Here is a 16790-nt window from a genome sequence, read left to right as displayed (position 1 = left end):
GGCTAAGACTCTGGATTAGAAGAGTTGATAAGCTAATTTGAGACCGATTGTTTTTAAGTCGGATTGCCAGTAAATATAATTGTTCGATATATTTCTTGAGCTGTAGTTTATCTCTACACTCACATGTTTGTAGCTGTATCCCGCACCACTAACAAGGTTGTGCGCGGGGCTGTTATTGCGACGGGTCACAAGCTCATTATCTTGGCTTCTATAAGTCATTTTTGAATCCATATTAATAGAAGCCACAACGTAAGCAATGTTAACGAAGATTTTGGACTGGGGGTCTAGTAGAAAGTAATAGCGAAGCCCGATTGGAATATCGATAGATTTGAAGGAAATATCCGCATTAAGGATACTTTCTGAGGGAGAGGTTATCGTAATCGTCTTTTGGGAATCGAAATGCGAAAAGGCAGGCTCTGAAAAAATAGACCATTTCCCTTTTTTGAAAGGCATTACATACTCTGCTTCAAATCCCAATGATGCATTTATTTTAGAACCAAAATCGACATTGGTTTCATCATCGAGGTCATTTTTCACGGTTAGCGAAGAATTGTTTGCAGCTATTTTGATGCGGAAATTAAATGAATCCCGTTTTTCCTTCGCAACGAAGTTAGTTGCGCGCCCTGTTTGACTTTGCTGAAGGCGGGTAAAGAGACGCACAAGATCAGATTGGTTGTAGTCTACTCGTTCGAGTTGGGAGGCTGTTAAACCCTGGCTCATTAATGTAAGCAATAATTGCTGTTGATAACGTTTGTTAACCATAAGCTGGTTGTCTTTGGGCATGTAGCGTTTGTAAATCAACTGCTCTATTTGGCCGTTTGCATCTTTGATAAAGAAGCGGCGTACGGTGTGGTCTTCATAAGCGTAAAGCGAGATGTTGCCTTCAACCTGTACTTTCAGAAATAAAGTTTCTTTTGAAAAGTCCGGTTCGCGATCTTTTGACAGGCTACTAAGAATATTGCTCGAACGATCAATTTCAACTTCCGCCCGAACAAATTTAGCATCTTTATCGAAAGCAAATTCAGCAATCTCATCAATGGTGGCCGTTTGAGAAAGGTCGTTTTCTGAAATCTTATATTGGATCTCTTTCGGATTGTACCTCCAGCCCTTGTTTTTAATAAGACACTCGATTCGTTGATTGTTGTTGTCAATCAGATAGCCGGGTTCGAATTCGATTTGAGAAAAAGCGGTTACGGCAAGCAGCATGGTGCTTACCAATAGAATAATCTTGTTCTTCATAGAGATTGGGGTGGTTATTGTCTAAAAATTCGGCGCTAATTTATATTATTATCATTGGTGTTAACGCGGATTTTATGAAAAATACCCCTTGGAAGTTCTGATTTTTGTTCGTTTCGAGTTCCAAGTCTAACTCATCCACCCTTCTGGACACTGCGACTGAATACTGTTCACTAGCTATACAACTCGTCTTCCAAAGGGAGTGAGAGCCAGACTGACCAGCTTGAAATGTTGTTTGGCAAACGGAATTCCGATGATGGTGATGGCAAACAGCAATCCGAAGACCAGGTGCGTCAGGGCAATCCAGATGCCGCCAATGAGCAACCAAATAATATTCATAATGGTTGAGAGACATCCCGGCGCATAATCCATGTATTCAATTTTAGCCCCGAATGGCCAAAGCGCTAACAATGATAGCTTGATCGCTTGCAGTCCGAAAGGGATTCCGACGATGGTCAGGCAAAGTAAAAGCCCGGAAATCAGGTATTCCAAAAAGATAAAAAAGCCGCCGAAAACAACCCAGATAATGTTTCCCAATGTTGACATGGTTTCAGATTTTGATTTGAAGCGAAAATAGGCAATTTGTTATAGCGGTTGTTCCCCTTTTTCGGTGAACGGCTTTTTTTTGCCCGTGAGTCAAGGACAAAATTATTACACCTTTCGCAATTTCCATTTCCCTTGTTTGAAAATTGCGACTCCGATGATCGTCAGCAACGATTCCGAGATCACGATAGCCATGCAAACACCCGCCAAATCATAGTGCCACTGAATGGAAAGCAGGTAGGCCAACGGGATTTCAATCATCCAAAAACAGACGAGGTTGATTTTTGTCGGTGTAAGTGTATCACCGCTGCCGTTGAACCCTTGAACAACCACCATCCCCAAGGCATAAAAAATAAAGCCGGTTCCCATCCATTGTAGCGTAGTTACTCCGCTTTGCACAACTCCCGGATCCTGAATGAACAGCAGAACGAGTCTTTCCGGGATGAGCAGAATAATCACACAAATAGCACTCATCATCACCACATTAACACTGCCGGTAATCCATACCGATCGTTCAGCCCTGTCGGGTTTGTCAGCACCCAAATTTTGTCCGACAAGCGTGGCGGCGGCATTGGAAAGTCCCCAGGAGGGCAACAAGGCAAAAATGATAATCCGGATGGCGATGGTGTAACCTGCCAGAACATCGGCGCCAAACACCGAAATCATTCGAACCAAAATAATCCAACTGGAGGTTGCGATGAGGTATTGAAATATTCCACCAATGGAAAGCCGAAGCAATTTCACCATCACTTTGAGGCGAACGCTCAGGTTTCGGATATCCAGGTGAATGCGTCCGTTGCCTTTAAATAGCAGGTAGAACTGGTACAAAACCGCGATGCCTCGTCCGGTGGTAGTGGCAATAGCTGCACCTTTGATACCAAGAGCCGGAATGGGGCCCCACCCAAATATAAGCAGCGGGTCGAGAATCAGGTTAATGATATTAGCGAGCCACAGCACCCGCATCGAAATAGCTGCATCGCCCGAACTTCGGAAAACAGCATTGATAATGAACAGCAGCATGATCACCAGGTTGCCGCCAAACATGACCATCGGGTAGTAAAATCCTTCTGCAGCCATTTCTTCGCTGGCACCCATCAACATTAAAAATTCTTTGGCAAATACAAAGCCGGGAATAGCAACAATAAAGGAGAATACAGCGCCGACAAGAATGGCCTGAAAGGCTGCATTCCCTGCTTTGCGTGGTTCTTTTTCGCCCACCCTGCGCGAAACAATGGCTGTAGTCGCTGTGCTCAGTCCAATTCCGACAGCATAAACAATGGTCATAACGGATTCCGTAATGCCGACCGTTGCAACGGCGTCGGAACCCAGCCGCGATACAAAAAATATGTCGACCACAGCAAAAACGGATTCCATCATCATCTCCAAAATCATGGGAACAGCCAGCAGGAAAATTGCTTTCCCAAGGCTGGTAGTTGTGAAATCACGCTCGCTGCCGGCAATAGCTTCTTTTACATCCGCCCAAAGCGACTGAATGGAAATTTTGTTTTTAAGGTTCATAGAATTGGGTTCATTCTTCCGGATCATGCCTTTTCGATTAGGCGAAATCTGATACTAAAACAAGAACTTTTGGACTAAGTTCTTGAGCGGTGAAAATTCGGTTTTAAAAAACACAGAAGACCGAATGGAGCAGAAGTTATCGAATACGGACTTCAGTATTCGGAAGGGCAATTTTCATTTTCTCCACCAGCGAGTCGAGTTTAATGTTGTAATGCACCGGGTAGACAATCTGCGGTTTCAGGCGCTTGACCACTTTCACAAACATGTCTTCGTCCATGGTGAAGGGCAACATCATCGGGATGAACGCGATATCCGGTTTCATGAAAAAGCGCATTTCATCGATATATTCAGTGTCGCCGGCAATGTAAACGGTTTTATCGCCAAACACCAAAAAATAGCCGTTTCCTTCTCCTTTCGGGTGGTATGGAACGTCATCGGGACGTACGTTCACAACGTTATAGGCGGGAACTGCTTTGATATAAATCTCGTCGAAAGTGGTTTGCTGTCCGTTTTCCAGAAACTCGCCAAAATCCATCTTTTTGATACAGGCTTTGGAGGCAATTACTTTCGTGTCGTATTTCGACAAAAACTGAATGACATTGGAGTTTAAGTGGTCCCGATGGTCGTGGGTGATCAAGATCAGATCCGCTTTTGGAAGCATGCTGATGTCACCAACATTTGGAATCGGATCAACATAAATATTGAGGCGGTTGAATTTGAAATGGTAGAAACAGTGCCCAATGACGGTAATTTCCAAATCACCTTTTGATGTTGGAACAACATCTTTAATACGGTATTGCGATCGCACAGATTGTGGGTAAAGCATGGCGATAGCAATCAGCAGGCAAAGTAGAATGGGAGTGGTTTGTTTCATAAAGGGCAAAAATATCAATTTTAAAGTTTTTCGAAAAGGGCTTTCCATTTTTCTTAGCGTCAATTGGCGTTTAAAGGTGAGAATAATATTTTTGTTGAACACTCTGGTCTACTGGACTGTTGAATGTGTAAAATTTTCAACTTCAACTTATGAAACCGAAGCAATTCCTACTTACATTGTTACTGCTATCTTTTTTGGCCGCCTGCAAATATCGAACTGCCCCGGAACAGGCCGGAAGTTCAGATACTATTCCGCAATCGGAGATTTCACTTGGTGGCGTGTTGGCTGAAAAAACAAACGGTCTTATGCCTCTTGACTCTGCAAATTCGGCGCGTCAACCCATAGCGATTGAGGGAATTTTGAATTTGCAGGAAAAGGTTGGGCAAATGGTTCAACAAAGAGACCCCACAATTTCGGATAGCTTATTGGGAGAATGGGAAACGATGCGCGGCGATGTGGCGCTTAATTTTGAAAACTTAGCTGACGCAGATTTGCAGAAATGGACTGAGCTGAACGATTCGCTATTGAAGTATACCGGATTGGTTTGCTTTGCAGATGAACTTGAAAAAGTCTTCTTTAACAGCCAGTCGCCCGGCGTTGTGACTGAAGACGCCGTTAAATCAGTTTCTTACACGCGTCGTTACGATCGCATTTATGTGAATATATACAACAATTCGACCCTGGATTTTGAGCATACAACCGGCGGTAAAATACGGTTGATACAGGATACAAGTTATCCAAACGATGGGAGAATTACGTTTCGGGTTGAAATAGAAGATACACGTTACATGGATTTGTATGTTCGGATTCCGGAATGGTCGAAGATATCGGCTGTAACTGTGAAAGGTGTAAAATACCCGGTTCATCCCGGGCAGTACACGGAGATTGCCAAGAAATGGAAAAATGGCGATGAAGTTGAGGTGATCCTTGGATTACGGCCTGAGGTGGTTGAAAATGAACAGGGTCAGTTTGCTTTCACTTACGGCCCCTTGTTCTTAACTTATATCAAAGACAGTACGTTGGTGTCGGGCTTTGCCGATACCGATCCGATAAAATACCTTCAGTTTGTTTCTCCTCCCGGAAAAATGCCAACCTTCACTTTTAGTGGCATCATTGATCACACCTTGGTATTACAACCGTTTTACGCTGAAAAGGAAAACGGAACTTCTCGAACAGTTTGGATTCCAAAACAGTAAAAACGATCTTTCGTACTGGTCAATAGGTCTGCAGTTGAAAATTGAATGTCAGTCAATTATTTTTGATGCTGGATTATAGATATTTCAACAATATGAATTAAATTCACAGACCAGAACAGAACAGATAAAACCTATCTATGAAAAATCTACTTTTACTTGTTGCCCTTGTGGCAGGAATGAGCCTGAATTTGATGGCTCAGTACCAATATCCCTTTCAAAATCCTGATTTACCCATTGAAAAGCGGGTCGATGATTTGGTTTCCCGCTTGACCCTTCAGGAAAAAATTGATCAAACATTATTTGAAGCTCCGGCAGTTGGTCGTTTGGGAATCCCTAAATATAATTGGTGGAACGAATGTTTGCATGGGGTTGCCCGTGCCGGTTATGCCACTGTGTTTCCACAATCTATTTCAATAGCTGCTTCCTGGAATAAAGATTTGATTTTCGATGTGGCATCGGTTATTTCTGATGAAGCCCGGGCCAAGCATCATGAATTTGTGCGTCGTGGTGAACGCGGAATATACCAGGGGCTGACCTTCTGGTCGCCCAATATCAATATTTTCCGCGATCCGCGTTGGGGAAGGGGACACGAGACTTATGGTGAAGATCCTTACCTAACCGGACAAATGGGGATGGAATTTGTCCGTGGACTGCAAGGTGACGACGACAAATATTTGAAAGTGGTCGCGACAGCTAAACATTATGCTGTTCACTCCGGCCCTGAACCGCTGCGACACGAATTTGATGCCGAAGTAAGTGAGCGTGATCTGCGGGAAACTTATTTGCCGGCTTTCCGAACCTTGGTCATTGGTGGAGGAGTTTATTCGGTCATGGGAGCTTATAACCGTTTTCGGGGTGAAGCGGCCTGTGCAAATACTGAGTTGTTCGATATTTTGAGAGACAAATGGAAGTTTGATGGTTATTTTGTATCCGATTGCGGAGCAATTGCCGATATCTGGAAATATCATAAAGTCGTGCCGGATGCGGCTGCTGCTGCGGCACTGGCTATCACCCGGGGATGCGACCTGAACTGCGGAAGTACCTACGAAGCTTTGACGGAAGCGGTTGAAGATAGTTTACTATCAGAAGCAGAATTGGATGTTGCGGTTAAACGGCTGTTCACGGCTCGTTTTAAGCTGGGAATGTTCGATCCGATGGAAAAAGTAGCATATGCACAAATTCCTTATTCAGTTAATAATAATGCTGCACACAACACACTGGCCCGAAAAGCGGCACAGGAAAGTATTGTTTTACTAAAGAATGAAAACCAAACCCTTCCATTTACAAAGGATTTAAATACCATCGCGGTTATCGGCCCAAACGCTGATGATGTGCAATCGTTATGGGGAAATTACAGTGGTGTTCCCAGCAATCCGGTTACTGTGTTGAAGGGTATTCAGAATAAACTGGTTCCTCAAACCGAGGTGTTGTATGCACAAGGGTGCGATTTGGCAAACGGCATCCCGGCCATGAAAGCCATTCCGTCAATTTATTTGAAAACTGCCGATGGCGAGCAAGGACTAAAAGCCGAATATTTTGGCAACGCCAAGTGGGATGGTGAACCGCTCTTCACTCAAATTGACGACAAGATTGATTTTGTTTGGGACATCGATACACCGGATCCAAGATTGGAACCCGGGAATTACAGCATTCGTTGGACCGGGTTTATAACCGCACCTAAAACAGGGACTTACTATTTCAGTGATTGGGGAAAACCGTATATGACCATTGAGTTTGGCGATGATGAAAAAGGTGGAAATAATGAGCATCATCCACGGATGAGAGAACTCAAAATTGATTTGGTTGCTGGTGAGTCGTATAAAGTTGAAGTTAAATATCAAAATTATTACGGTGATGCCACGGCTCGTTTATTGTGGTCTGTTCCGCAGGATGATATGTTGCAACAAGCCGTTGAAACCGCCAAAAAAGCGGACGTTGTCGTATTGGCTTTGGGTTTGAATGAACGCCTCGAAGGGGAAGAAATGAAGATTCAGATTGACGGTTTCTCAGGTGGTGACCGCACGAGCCTCGATTTACCTGCAACGCAAGTTGCGCTGATGAAAGCGATCGTTGCTACCGGCAAACCCGTTGCATTGGTCTTGATTAACGGAAGTGCGCTTTCAATCAATTGGGCAAACGAAAATGTCCCCGCAATCCTGACAGCCGGCTATCCCGGACAGCAAGGAGGAAACGCGATTGCCGATGTGCTGTTTGGCGACTACAATCCCGCCGGACGTTTGCCCGTTACCTGGTACAAGTCGGTCGATCAGTTGCCACCGTTTGAGGATTATGACATGGAAGGACGGACTTATCGCTATTTCAGGCAGGAGCCGCTTTATCCGTTTGGTTTTGGGTTGAGTTACACAAGCTTCGCGTACTCCAATTTACAAATGCCAAATAGTACCCGAATGAATGAACCCGTGACGATATCGGTTGATGTAACTAATACCGGCGAAATGGATGGTGATGAGGTTGTTCAGTTGTACCTGACCGATGAGAAAGCGTCAACACCACGTCCTATCCGACAATTGGAAGGTTTTAAACGCATTCATTTGAAAAAAGGAGAGACTAAAACAGTGCGTTTTTCATTGACACCGCGTCAGTTTTCAATGATTAATAAAAAAGACGTATGTGTGGTTGAACCGGGTTGGTTTACCGTTGCTGTCGGGGGCGAGCAAGAAAGTGGTGACGGACGCACCGATGCTGATACAAGAACTGTTTCCGGTCGATTCCAACTAAAAGGAAAAACGATATTAATAGAAGACTAGAATAGCAACATTATATTGTTAATCCCGGTTAAGTCATTAGCCGGGATTTTTGTTTTCGTTGCTTTGTGAGCGTAAGAGGTGAAAAGAATTAAGTTTTAGATGAAGATTTTTTGCAAAAAAATGCCTTCCGGCCTAAAAGCATTTAAAATTAACAGAATAAGGAATTTTTAGTTGAGCGAGATATTCTTGTGCAAACGTTTGCGATAAGCCAGAGGTCTTTCATCTGCGATGTTATTGCCGCAAGGCATTTTCTGATTTCAAATGCTTTTCCTTATCTTTAATTCCGACAGTGGAAAGACAGCTTTGAAACTGGACATAAAAAACTAAACTAACTTGATCGGAAGTCTGAGATTATGCCAAATTTTGAACAGGTTTTCAGAAAATACCATGACTCGCTTTTTTTGTATGCCCACAAATTTGTTGCTGACGAATCGGTTGCTTTGGACATTGTTCAGGACGTATTTACGCTTGTCTGGGAAAAAGAAAAACAACAGCTCGGTGATGAGCATCTGAAAGCCTATTTGTTTAGCGCCGTCCGAAACCAGAGCCTTAATTACTTGAAACATCAGAAAATCGTCCGTAAGCATCAACAGCATCATCAGTCGTTGGAGTCCGAAATGGAAATTCGGTATTACGAGAGCGGCGAAAAATCACTTATTCAAAAGGAAAATCTGGATCAGATTTATGAGGCCGTCAATTCCCTTTCAGACATTAATCGCGAGATCATCGAACTCAGTCGGTTTGAAGGACTCAAAAACAAAGAAATTGCAGATCGGTTGCAACTTCCGGTTCGTACTGTTGAAACCAGAATATTTCGTGCTCTCAATGAACTCCGGAAAAAATTGTCTGAAAGAGTCATTCGTATTTTGTTGAATATCTATCAATTAGGGAAATAATTGATTTTTTCTTAAATTTCATGACGTAGTTTTTTACCGTTAGTTGTGTTAGGTGTAAATGCCTGATACATGAAGATGACCGATAAAATAGAGCAGATGATTGGCGCCTACTTAAACGGCGAATTGTCGCGTGATGAAGAAGCTGAACTGATGAACTGGATTCAGGCTGATCCTTCTAATAAATCACTTTTCTACAGCATCAAAGATACCTGGGATAGTACAAAACCAGTAACGGCTGATGTTAATCAACAATTACTTTATTTTTATAAAACACAAGCCCGGAAAGCGTCCCCTAAGCGTGTTTTACCGATATGGACAAATGTTGCCGCCGCGGTTGCCATTTTACTTATTGGCTTGTTCGCAGCTCAGTTTATTCCATTTCTCCAAACGGGCAACAAAAGTATGGTCGAATCTTTTCAAGTTCCCAAAGGTTCCCATTCTCAAATTGTTTTGGCCGATGGAACCAAGGTGAACCTGAACTCAAATAGTCACTTGGAGTTGGCACCTGATTTTTCAGCCAAAAACCGAAAGGTAAGTTTAGAGGGAGAAGCTTATTTTGAAGTCAAATCGGATAAGAGCAATCCGTTTAAAGTTCAGACACATAAGTTTGATATTGTTGTAACGGGAACAAAGTTTAATGTGAACTCGTATAGCGAAGATACAAACATAGGTGCAACATTGGCGGAGGGAAGGATCACACTTCAAACCAAAAATATGAGAACGATCACTCTTAAGCCCGGACAAAAAATAACTTTCGACCAGCAAACGATGAAAGCTGTATTAAGCGAAGCAGATGTTGAATCAGATTTAGCTTGGGTTGACGGTGAATTTAATTTTAAGGCTATTCCTTTTCCCGATCTCATTCGCCGATTAGAGCGTTGGTACGATGTAAAACTGGTTTATGAAGGCCCGGAGTTTGATTCGATGGTGTATACCGGCCGTTTTAAAAATCAGGAAACAATCTGGCAAGTACTGGATGCCTTGAAATTGACTACTTCCATTGACTACACAAAAATAAATTTCAGAGAATTTAAGCTGTACTTAAAATCAAATAGTATGTAAAAAAGGAAGGCGGTATGTCGCCACAACATCCCGCCTTAACAATCAATAATTAATTGTCTAAACGTCTCAAAAGTATGAAAAAAAATCGTAACGGGAGGGAGTATGCCCTACAGGTAAACTTTCCCAAAATCTTTCGGATTATGAAATTATTTTCTTTGTTCATGTTGGCCTGTATGTTGCATGTTTCTGCTGCAACCTTAGCACAAAATACAAAGCTGAATATTACAGGTAAAAATATGACTATCGAAAAAGTCATGAGCCAGATTGAAGATCAATCTGAATTCTCTTTCTTTTATAATGCACAGGAGGTTGACCTGTCGAAGTATGTCAACATTGATTTTAAAGATCAAACGATTGATGAGGTACTGGACGAACTTCTCGCCGACACCGGACTAACCTACACCATTAGTAACAAATTGGTTGTCATTCACCAAGGCAAAGATGCCTCCGAAGTGAAGATAAACCAGCAAGGAGAGGTCACAGTTACCGGTACAGTTACTGATGATACCGGATTTGAGCTGCCGGGAGTGACAGTTCTGGAAAAAGGTACAACGAACGGTACCATTACCGATGGGATGGGAAAATATTCGCTGAAAGTAAACAGTAATGCGGTGTTGCAGTTTTCTTTTATCGGAATGAAAGCACAGGAGATTGCCGTTGCCGGTCAATCGGTTATCGATGTAAAAATGATGGAAGAAACGATTGGCCTGGAAGAGGTTGTGGCCATTGGATATGGCGTTCAAAAGAAAAGCGACCTGACAGGAGCATCCAGCCGATTGACGACTGAAGATATGAATAAAGCGACAGCTTCTTCACCGGTTGAAATGATGCAGGGGCGTGTGTCCGGTGTTAACATTACGCAGAACAGTGGTGAGCCGGGTGGCGGCATGTCTGTCCGTATTCGTGGTTCAAACTCCATTCGTTCCGGTCAGGAACCTTTGTATGTTGTTGATGGTGTTCCGTTGGATAACACGGATCTGACACCAGAAGGCGGTGGCTCTGCCGGTTACGGTGGCGGCTCCAATAAAAACCCGCTGAGTTTTATAAATCCCGATGACATTGAAACAATTGATATTTTGAAGGATGCTTCTTCAACAGCCATTTATGGTTCCCGTGGTGCAAACGGAGTTGTGTTAATTACCACGAAAAAAGGTAAAGCCGGAAAAGGAACAATATCTTATGATGGCTATGTGGGAGTTTCTTCTATTCGCGAAAAACTAGATCTGTTAACGGCCAAAGAATTCCGTTCGTACACGAAACCTGATGGATCGAAATTATTGGATTTAGATGCTTCATATGATTGGCAGGATGAGATCTACCAGGCAGCTGTAACTCAAAGTCACAATATTTCCATGGGAGGTGGTAGCGAAAAGTTTACTTACCAGGCGGCCATCGGTTATTTGGACCAGGAAGGAATTGTCAAATCAACTGACATGTCAAAAATTAACGGAAGCGTGAAAGTGACCCATAAAGCATTCGACGATAAAGTTCAGATTAACGCTGGTCTTGTTGCTTCGCATATAGAGGATACGCGGGCTCCGATTACTGAAGCTGCAGGATCGGGATTTGAAGGCGACCTAATTTTGTCGGCTCTTAAGCTTAATCCAACTTTCCCGATTAAGAATGATGATGGTACCTATTACCAGCATTCCGTCTCTACACGTAACCCGGTGGCTATGCTAAACCTGGTAGATGATGTTACGCAAACAGATCGCATTTTGGCCAACTTATCAGTTGACGTGAAATTGGCCAAAAACTTAAATTATAAACTGAACCTGGGGGTTGACCGAACCGTTGCCGAAAGACGGGTAAACCAATTTGAGGAATTGAGCTATCTGCCCAATAAGGGGGAAGCCGATATTAATTCTGTTTCTGCCTCGAACAGGCTGATGGAGAACTATATCACCTACCTCAAAGATATCGGTGAGGATCATTCCTTTAATTTCCTGTTGGGACATGCTTACCAATCATTTAAAGGAACCACTTCGGAAATGAATGTTGACGGGTTTGAAGTGGCAGACATCAAGTACACCGATAACTTAGGTTATGGAAATTCCAGTAGCGCCGAGGTTAGTTCTTCTGCTTACGAGCGCGAGTTGCAGTCATTCTTCGGACGTATAAACTATTCCTATAAAGACAAATACCTGCTTACTTTTACCGGTCGTGCTGATGGTTCTTCCAAGTTTGGTAAAAACAACAAGTACGGTTTCTTTCCGTCGGCAGCCTTTGCCTGGCGAATTATGCAGGAAGACTTTATGCAGAATTCAGGGATTATCAGCAACCTTAAATTCCGATTGGGTTGGGGGTTAACCGGTAACCAGGAAATACCGGACAAGATTTCGAAACTGTCGGTAGGAACAGAAGCAAGCGCTAACTGGTTTGTTGATGGAACGTTTCTTCCGGGGATTACTTTCACCAGGACGCCTAACCCTGATATCAAATGGGAAACAACCACTCAAACAAATATTGGATTAGATTTTGGATTTTTCGAAAATCGGCTATCAGGAACTGTTGACTATTTCAATAAAACAACCAAGGATGTTTTGCTGGAAATCCCGGCAAAGGCACCCGCGCCAACAGCAACACAATGGCTAAATGTTCCGGATCTGAAGATTGTTAATCATGGTATTGAGCTGGGATTGAACGGAGTGTTGATGACTAAAAACGATTTTACCTGGGATATGGGGATAAATGTAGCCTACATTAAAAATGAAGTTAAAAATCTTCCGGTGAAGTTGATCCAAACCGGTGCTGCTGCTGGCCCGGGATTATCGGATACACGCGTGCAGATTATTACGAACGGACAACCGGTTGGTACTTTTTATGGTCGGGTTTTCCAGGGATTTGATGCGAATGGATTTAGCACCTATAAACAAACCACCGACAGCGATGGGAACAGTGTGGATGCATTAGAATACCTCGGAACTGCATTGCCTGACCTTACCTACAGTTTGAGTTCGAAATGGCAATATAAAGACTTTGATATCAGTATGTTTTGGTATGGTTCGCAGGGGAGTAAAGTCTATAATAATACGGCAAATGCAATCTTTACCAAGGCTTCTCTCAATGGCGGAGGTAATGTAACCAGGGATGTATTGACATCAGATGAAAGCCCTTCAAATTCGAATTCTTTCTCATCCCGCTTCATTGAAAACGGTTCATTCCTAAGACTCTCGAATGTGACGATTGGTTATACCTTAAACACCAAATCAATCGAGTGGTTGGGAAAAGCCAGGGTTTATGTAACCGGAAATAACCTGTTACTCTTTACTGATTATTCAGGCTATGATCCGGAAATTAATTCGGACGCTAATGTTGATGATGTGCCTTCATTGGGTATTGATTATACCAGCTATCCCAAACCAACCACATTTACTTTCGGTGTTAACCTTCAGTTTTAATTCTTAAAATATTATTGAAATGAAATCATACAAAATCATATTATTCAGTACCGTATTGGCCTTGCTGGGGACAGTTGCCTGTACTGATCTGGAAGAAAATATTCTGGACGAACAGTTGGGGTCCAATTTGGTCAACGACCCATCAAACGTACAATCATTGATCAATTCACCCTACGCCAGCCTAAGACGTACAATTGAGTGGAGTAAATATTGGGGACTACAGGAGGTGACCACTGATGAAGTAATTATTCCTACCCGCGGAACAGACTGGGACGACAATGGTGCCTGGCGACAATTGCACCTGCAAACCTGGGACTCAGACCATATCCGTTTTAAACAAGTTTGGGAGTTTCTAACCCAAGGCTATTCCCGGGCGAATACAGCTATTTATTATATCTCGCAATTTGATTCAAACGAAACAAATGATCTATACATTAATGAAGCTCGTTTCCTGCGCGCCTATTATATGTACCTCATTAACGACTTGTTTGGGCAGGTTCCTTACCGGGCTGCAAGCGACCAGAATTTCTCGGTTTCTCCCGTTGTGTTGAATCGCAAAGCTGCTTCAGATACGATTATCAGTGAGTTAAAAGCGATTATGCCGAACTTGGAAACCAAAGCCCAAGTCGGATCTACCCGTGCGACTGTCGGTGCAGCTGAGGCTTTACTGGCCAAAGTGTACCTGAACTATGAAACGTATACCGGTGAAGCAAAATGGACAGAAGCCATTCAATATTGTGATCTGTTGATTGCTGACACTGACTATGCTGTTGCTGACGATTACTGGTCGATGTTTCAGTATGACATTGCTGAGCATTCAGAATTTATTTTGAGGGTACCAATGGATGATAATGTGGATTATGGTGACGATGTACAATGGACTAATTTTGCTTTACACTATAGCCAGGTCTTTGGTAGTTTCACCAGTTTGTGGAACGGCCCTTCTACCACTTCCACTTTCTTTAATACCTGGGATATGGAAAACGATGCACGTTTTTACGACGATCGTATTAAGAGCGTGACCGGTTTTAATCAAGGCTTTTTAGTGGGGCAACAGTATGGTTTGGACGGTACAGCATTGGAACAACGCAACGGTGATCCGCTGATTTTCGTTCCGGAAATCAATTTGGGAAGTTCAGCTGAAAATGCCGGAATTCGGGTGATTAAGTTTGCTCCGAATCCAAATACTGCCGATCAGTTCCGTTCACCAAATGATATACCGATTATGCGTATCTCGGATATTTACCTCATTCGTGCTGAAGCCAAAATGCGCAGTGGCGACGAACCCGGGGCAAGAGCTGATGTAAATTATATCCGCTCAAAACGAAATGCCTCCGGAAAAACACTCCCTCAATTGTCAGTGGTTACGCTGGATGATATTTTGTTGGAGAGGGGCTACGAATTGTATTGGGAAGGGCTTCGTCGTCAGGACTTGGTCCGTTTCGGAAAATTCACCGATGCATGGCAGGAGAAACCAGCCACCAATGCTTCCCGGACTATTTTCCCGGTGCCGACTTCTGCGGCTGATGTGAATGAAAATCTTGACCCTAGCCTGGGTAACTAAACCTGTTATAACTATTGTGGTCGTCGTATTGCGGCGGCCACCTTTTGTATGTTTGGATAAAGTTTGGAGAATCTCAGGATCAACCTGATCTTGAGATTATTCAACTTCAGGAAAATATTTCTTGTCTTGAACAGTCCTTGTGGACTGCCGGTACTGGCGAATGAATCGCATTTGAGGAAAACAAAAAACAGATGAACGATGATTAACAATCTTAGAACAATTGGTCTCCTGATTTTTATAATTTGCTTTTGTGGAAACTTGTCTGCACAGGTTGATCCTCTGCGTCAATATCCACAGTTATTTAGCGATGTACAGCTTCAGCACATTTTCAAAGATCAGAAGACTTTTGTGGATTGTAACCCGAAAATAGCCCCTGACAGTTTGGAGTCGTTGTACAAGAAGCTAAAACTACAAGCTGGTTTCAGCTTGAAAGATTTTGTTGGTACTTATTTCGACACGCTTCAGAGTGACACGACGGCGATGCTACAACATCTTCACTTTTTATGGAATGAACTGACGCGTCAACCCGACGAGCAACAGCAATATTCCACGCTTCTGCCACTGCCAAATTCCTATATTATTCCCGGGGGCCGTTTCAAAGAAATTTATTACTGGGACAGCTATTTCACCATGCTGGGTTTACAGGTTGACGGTAAAACCGAAATGATCCGGAATATGGTCGATAATTTTGCGTTCCTGATTGACACTTACGGACACATTCCAAACGGAAATCGCAGTTATTATCTCAGTCGCTCACAACCGCCTTTTTTTGCCTTAATGGTTGAATTTCTGGCCAGTGCAACAAATGATGAGAATATTTACCGTGTTTATTTGGACGCGATGGAAGATGAGTACAATTATTGGATGGCAGGTGAAAAGGTGGTGCATCTTGAGAACGGAGTTAAATTGAACCGATATTGGGATGAAGAAAACACGCCACGGCCCGAATCGTATGGACACGATGCTGAGATGCTTGAACCTTCAGGCCGCGATTCATCACTTTTCAGGGATATCAGATCAGCTGCCGAATCCGGCTGGGACTTTTCAACCCGCTGGTTCGAGGACGGACGAAACTTACAGACGATTCAAACGACTCAGTTGATTCCGGTCGATTTAAACTGTCTGCTATATAAAGTGGAAACGATTTTGTCGAAAGCTTATAAATTGAGAGGTGACGAGCAAATGGCCGCTTCCTTTTTCAGGATAGCCGGGAATCGAAAAAAAGCGATTCTTCAATATTGTTGGAATGCCGAACAGGGTTTCTTTTCCGATTATAATTTGGCCACTGCTGCATGTTCGCCACAGCCAACTCTTGCGGGTCTATTCCCTTTGTTTGTTGAGATTGCCAATCCGGAACAGGCTGAAAAAGTCATATCAAAAATCAACGCTGATTTTCTTAAAGCCGGCGGTCTGGTGACGACATTGGTTGAAAACTCAGGGCAGCAGTGGGATTATCCGAACGGATGGGCTCCTCTGCAGTGGGTTGGTTACATCGCATTTAAAAATTATGGCAACACCGAACTGTCCAAAGAACTTGCCCGTCGATGGATTCGGCTAAACGCTAAGGTTTATTTTGAAACCGGTAAGATGAAGGAGAAATATGATGTGGTCGATCCTAATCGTCCCGGCGGCGGCGGCGAATATGAGGGGCAGGATGGTTTTGGTTGGACAAACGGTGTTTTCCTAAGAATGTGGAATGACCTTCATACGAATGAAAATTAATAACAAAATA

11 protein-coding genes are annotated in these 16790 nt (G+C 43.2%); 7 read left to right on the top strand and 4 right to left on the bottom strand.

The window, feature by feature from the left end:
- Positions 1-15 precede the first annotated feature (15 nt).
- From GJV22_RS10680 to GJV22_RS10665, 4 genes are all read right to left on the bottom strand, one after another.
- The gene (locus GJV22_RS10680) at positions 16-1239 is read right to left on the bottom strand and encodes an outer membrane beta-barrel protein (RefSeq protein WP_163712806.1); all 1224 of its coding nucleotides are present in this window, start codon (positions 1237-1239) and stop codon (positions 16-18) included.
- A 174-nt stretch (positions 1240-1413) separates the two neighbouring features.
- Positions 1414-1782 carry a YccF domain-containing protein gene (locus GJV22_RS10675; RefSeq protein ID WP_163712804.1) on the bottom strand — a complete coding sequence of 123 codons (369 nt, stop codon included), beginning with the start codon at positions 1780-1782 and terminating at the stop codon, positions 1414-1416.
- A gap of 105 nt (positions 1783-1887) precedes the next feature.
- Positions 1888-3297 (bottom strand): MATE family efflux transporter, encoded by a 1410-nt coding sequence (locus GJV22_RS10670; protein WP_163712801.1) that lies wholly within the window; start codon positions 3295-3297, stop codon positions 1888-1890.
- Between the two features lie 136 nt (positions 3298-3433).
- Entirely contained in the window at positions 3434-4171 is a 738-nt protein-coding gene (locus tag GJV22_RS10665; RefSeq protein WP_163712798.1) for an MBL fold metallo-hydrolase, read from the bottom strand.
- Between the two features lie 149 nt (positions 4172-4320).
- Here GJV22_RS10665 and GJV22_RS10660 point away from each other — a divergent pair, with 149 nt between their 5' ends.
- The 7 genes from GJV22_RS10660 (at position 4321) to treF (ending at position 16780) form a co-directional block, all read left to right on the top strand.
- Positions 4321-5367, top strand: coding sequence for a glycoside hydrolase family protein (locus GJV22_RS10660; RefSeq protein ID WP_163712795.1), 1047 nt, complete (start codon positions 4321-4323; stop codon positions 5365-5367).
- 137 nt (positions 5368-5504) lie between these two features.
- Positions 5505-8135, top strand: a complete 2631-nt coding sequence (locus tag GJV22_RS10655) for a glycoside hydrolase family 3 C-terminal domain-containing protein (RefSeq protein ID WP_163712792.1) — start codon at positions 5505-5507, stop codon at positions 8133-8135.
- A 353-nt stretch (positions 8136-8488) separates the two neighbouring features.
- Positions 8489-9031, top strand: a complete 543-nt coding sequence (locus GJV22_RS10650) for an RNA polymerase sigma-70 factor (RefSeq protein WP_163712789.1) — start codon at positions 8489-8491, stop codon at positions 9029-9031.
- 69 nt (positions 9032-9100) lie between these two features.
- Complete coding sequence (locus GJV22_RS10645) at positions 9101-10093, top strand: FecR domain-containing protein (protein ID WP_163712786.1); 993 nt, start codon at positions 9101-9103, stop codon at positions 10091-10093.
- A gap of 140 nt (positions 10094-10233) precedes the next feature.
- Positions 10234-13494: a TonB-dependent receptor gene (locus tag GJV22_RS10640; protein ID WP_238480312.1), complete on the top strand. Its 3261-nt coding sequence runs from the start codon at positions 10234-10236 to the stop codon at positions 13492-13494.
- 19 nt (positions 13495-13513) lie between these two features.
- A complete protein-coding gene (locus GJV22_RS10635; RefSeq protein ID WP_163712779.1) occupies positions 13514-15058 on the top strand; it encodes a RagB/SusD family nutrient uptake outer membrane protein in 1545 nt (514 codons plus the stop codon).
- A 198-nt stretch (positions 15059-15256) separates the two neighbouring features.
- Positions 15257-16780, top strand: a complete 1524-nt coding sequence (gene treF, locus GJV22_RS10630) for an alpha,alpha-trehalase TreF (protein ID WP_163712776.1) — start codon at positions 15257-15259, stop codon at positions 16778-16780.
- Positions 16781-16790 lie beyond the last annotated feature (10 nt).

The sequence above is a fragment of the Mangrovibacterium lignilyticum genome (assembly GCF_010882175.1).
In the GTDB taxonomy this organism is placed as follows: Bacteria; Bacteroidota; Bacteroidia; order Bacteroidales; family Prolixibacteraceae; genus Mangrovibacterium; species Mangrovibacterium lignilyticum.
This window is presented reverse-complemented; position numbering and strand designations above follow the sequence as displayed.

Bases quoted from the DNA above. Each gene is read 5' to 3' on its own strand.
- GJV22_RS10680 (WP_163712806.1), bottom strand. From the start codon at position 1,239: ATGAAGAACAAGATTATTCTATTGGTAAGCACCATGCTGCTTGCCGTA.
- GJV22_RS10675 (WP_163712804.1), bottom strand. From the start codon at position 1,782: ATGTCAACATTGGGAAACATTATCTGGGTTGTTTTCGGCGGCTTTTTT.
- GJV22_RS10670 (WP_163712801.1), bottom strand. From the start codon at position 3,297: ATGAACCTTAAAAACAAAATTTCCATTCAGTCGCTTTGGGCGGATGTA.
- GJV22_RS10665 (WP_163712798.1), bottom strand. From the start codon at position 4,171: ATGAAACAAACCACTCCCATTCTACTTTGCCTGCTGATTGCTATCGCC.
- GJV22_RS10660 (WP_163712795.1), top strand. From the start codon at position 4,321: ATGAAACCGAAGCAATTCCTACTTACATTGTTACTGCTATCTTTTTTG.
- GJV22_RS10655 (WP_163712792.1), top strand. From the start codon at position 5,505: ATGAAAAATCTACTTTTACTTGTTGCCCTTGTGGCAGGAATGAGCCTG.
- GJV22_RS10650 (WP_163712789.1), top strand. From the start codon at position 8,489: ATGCCAAATTTTGAACAGGTTTTCAGAAAATACCATGACTCGCTTTTT.
- GJV22_RS10645 (WP_163712786.1), top strand. From the start codon at position 9,101: ATGAAGATGACCGATAAAATAGAGCAGATGATTGGCGCCTACTTAAAC.
- GJV22_RS10640 (WP_238480312.1), top strand. From the start codon at position 10,234: ATGAAATTATTTTCTTTGTTCATGTTGGCCTGTATGTTGCATGTTTCT.
- GJV22_RS10635 (WP_163712779.1), top strand. From the start codon at position 13,514: ATGAAATCATACAAAATCATATTATTCAGTACCGTATTGGCCTTGCTG.
- treF (WP_163712776.1), top strand. From the start codon at position 15,257: ATGATTAACAATCTTAGAACAATTGGTCTCCTGATTTTTATAATTTGC.